Here is a 2995-nt window from a genome sequence, read left to right as displayed (position 1 = left end):
AAAGGTCTGGCTGGCGGTAGTGGAAACGACACCTTTACCGGTAATGCGGCTAACAACTACTTCGAAGGCCGTGCGGGTGCGGACACCTTCTATCTCGACAATGACGGGAAAGGCGGTGGTCAGGATACGTTGAAATACCAGGTCCAGGAGAATGGTAGAACCAACGGCACCGGCGGTAATGGCAGCGATGTGGTCCATGGCTTTGTTGTCGGTACCGTGGAAGCGACCCGGAAAGCGGATATCATCGATATCAGCAGCCTATTGGTCGGCTATGCAGGTGATGCTGACGGTGCTGCGCACTATATCAATGGTGTTGCTACCATCGATGCGGGTGATGCAATTGCTCAGTATCTGTCCGTCACCTACAACGGTAAGGACACCATCCTGAGCATTGACCGTGACGGCAGCGGTTCCGGTTTCGGCGCAAGTCAGGTGCTGACCATCGCGGATACCAAAGTTGACCTTGAAACCCTGCTGGCTAACCATCAGCTGGTTATCAAAGGCCCGGATGTCTCAACGATGAACTACAGCGCACTGAACGAAGGGGTAACCGTCAACATGTGGACTGGATTCACCTCTGCGGGCGGTAAGCTGGAAGACATCGTGAAGATTGTCGGTACCCAGACGGACGACACCATTACGGATAACTCGTTTAGCAACGTAATTGCAGGAGAGGGTGGAAATGACACCTTCTACCTGATGAACGGTGGAAACGATGTATTGATGTACAACGTGCTGGAAGGGATGGAAAACGATGCGACCGGCGGCAACGGTCACGACACGGTTCACGGCTTTAAAGTGGGCAACGTGGAGAAAGACGGTGACGCCGATACGCTCAACCTCAGCGACCTTGTCGATTACAGCGGTCCGGTAACCTTCTTCGAGAACAACGGGAAGATGGAACTGGACGCGGAATCAAAAGGTCTGGAGGACTACCTGAAAGTAGATGTGGTAGGTAACGACACCGTGATCAGTGTCGATATCGACGGTCAGGGCGGACAGCATGGATTTACGCAGGTTGTCACGCTGGCTGACGTGCAAACGGATTTGGTGACGCTGCTACAGAATAACCAAATCATGATGTAACTCAGTAAATACCCGCCATCTTCGGATGGCGGGCTTTCTGCACGCATCTACCAATCGTTGTTACACAGTCATTCACTGGGTTAATCGGGAATTTGATAAATGAAAGTAACCCTTAATAAGTTTAAAAAAATAAACCTGGCGTGTGCTATTACTGCCGCGCTCTGCGTATTGATATCCAGCACTGCATATTCAGCAGAACGAGTGAAGCACGTCATCGATATACCGGCAGACGTCAAAACCGCTTCAGGGAAGACGGCACCACAGCCCTATCGCCCGGTCGCAGATGTGACACCGGAACAGGCACAAATTGTGGTTTATTACCCTGAGGGGAGCGTGCCCGCGACGATCTACGTCGACCGCGAGCTGCAGTCGGTACTGCTGCCGGGGCAATTTACCGTCCTGTGCGCCGCGCCAGGCGCGCATGCGGTGGAGTCCTGGTTCAACGATCACCCTGCTTATCAGGGGAAACAAAATCCTCTGCAACAGCTCAATGCCGAGAGTGCGCAAACCTATTTTATTCAGGTTAATCCAGGTACGTCAGGAAATACGGCGGCCCTGGAAGAGCGTTCCCGGGCTGAAGCCCTGTTGAGTAAGATGCATAAACAGACCAAAATTATTAACCGTGCATCGCAGGTAAAAACCTGTGATTACATTAATAACAGCGGTGTGGTGCTTATTCAGGAGCAAGTCCTGTTCCGCTTTGCGGCAAGTAATGCGGCAGGGATTTTTGCTGAATCCCGCAATAAGCTGGACGAGGTGGTGAAATTCACCAAAAAGGCGAATAACGTCAGTGAGATCCAGATTGTGGGTTATACCGACGCAATTGGTAGCCGTGAGGCTAACCAGCGCCTGTCTGAAGCACGTGCCGATACCGTTCGTTCATTGCTGATCGAGAAAGGGATTAAACCGGAGCTGATCAATAACACGACGGGCAAAGGAATAGCACAAAGCGCTGAAGGCTGCGGTACCTCTGCCAGCCAGCAAGCGGCAGGATGTAACGTCAACAGCCGCCGCGTAGAAATTTTAGTGAAAAGCCACTAAGTCAGCATCGATACAAAAATACGGATTGCGGAGACGCTTTCCGTATTTTTTTTTGTGAATAATTTGACGGTGTTATGGAGACACGGGTGACGTGTTAGAGGCGGTGAGGGATTAAGCAGTTTGTGGTTCGTACATCTTAATGTGGGCAATGCTGTAGTACTTTTTCTTTTCTCTGATTATGTCATGGTCAATCGAGGATTTAATGATTTCGCCGCAGGAATAGATTTTCTTTAAAGAGTTAAACCCCAACTGTTTCATTATGCTGTTGCTGTAGGTATAGGTGGTTTTTGGCTTTATGTTATATAAGGTACTGATGTCGTCAATCGTGTAGCCTGAGATCATCAACTTCAGGACACAGAACTCCATGTGCGTCAGTTCGATATGTTTTTTGACGATCCCGCTTTTGCTGGGGTGACGCTGGGTATGCATTTTCCTGACGATTTCATCGTTGGTCAGATTATTGATATTCACGAGACGATGTTTGTAATGCGAGCAGATGCAGGCGAAAAGCTCCGGAAAGATATCCGAGTGGTAAGCGATGATGATCTCTTCAATGGCGTGGAGGTTTGTTTTCTGTTTTAGTGAGATAAGCCACTGAAAGTAGATGATGTTGCTATAAATAGAGTCAGGAAGCACCAGGTACAAGGTAAAAAAACTCTCTTTTTTCATACCTTTTACCCAGTCGTGTAAATGGTGCTGATTATAAAAAGAGAGAATCTCTTCTTTTTTGAACGTATTGGAAAGTAAATGGCGCAATCCGATGTTGCTGAAATGACATCTTGATAATATGACCCGCGACGTATCCATTTTTATCCCTTTGGTTAATGTATTCTGCACGCCTCTTTTTGGTGTAAGATTTGCATGCTAA

General features: G+C 48.7%; 3 protein-coding genes. 2 read left to right on the top strand and 1 reads right to left on the bottom strand.

Annotated features, from left to right (window positions below; all coding sequences use genetic code 11):
* The coding region (locus tag M8370_RS23030) for a type I secretion C-terminal target domain-containing protein (RefSeq protein WP_250021835.1) at positions 1-1086 on the top strand (1086 nt) is incomplete at its 5' end.
* Between the two features lie 201 nt (positions 1087-1287).
* Positions 1288-2127, top strand: coding sequence for an OmpA family protein (locus tag M8370_RS23025; RefSeq protein ID WP_319022882.1), 840 nt, complete (start codon positions 1288-1290; stop codon positions 2125-2127).
* Positions 2128-2238: 111 nt separating this feature from the next.
* On the opposite strand, the gene M8370_RS23020 is transcribed toward M8370_RS23025, so the two are convergent.
* Positions 2239-2934, bottom strand: coding sequence for a helix-turn-helix transcriptional regulator (locus M8370_RS23020; RefSeq protein WP_013095695.1), 696 nt, complete (start codon positions 2932-2934; stop codon positions 2239-2241).
* Positions 2935-2995: the final 61 nt, after the last annotated feature.

Origin of the sequence: Enterobacter cloacae complex sp. OE43NF, assembly GCF_023544405.1 — a bacterium.
GTDB lineage: Bacteria > Pseudomonadota > Gammaproteobacteria > Enterobacterales > Enterobacteriaceae > Enterobacter > Enterobacter cloacae.
The sequence above is the reverse complement of the archived record's forward strand: the minus strand, read 5'-3'. Positions and strand labels throughout refer to the sequence as shown.

What these genes read in the sequence shown, in the direction of transcription:
- M8370_RS23020 (WP_013095695.1), bottom strand. Translation starts at nt 2,934, where the DNA reads ATGGATACGTCGCGGGTCATATTATCAAGATGTCATTTCAGCAACATC.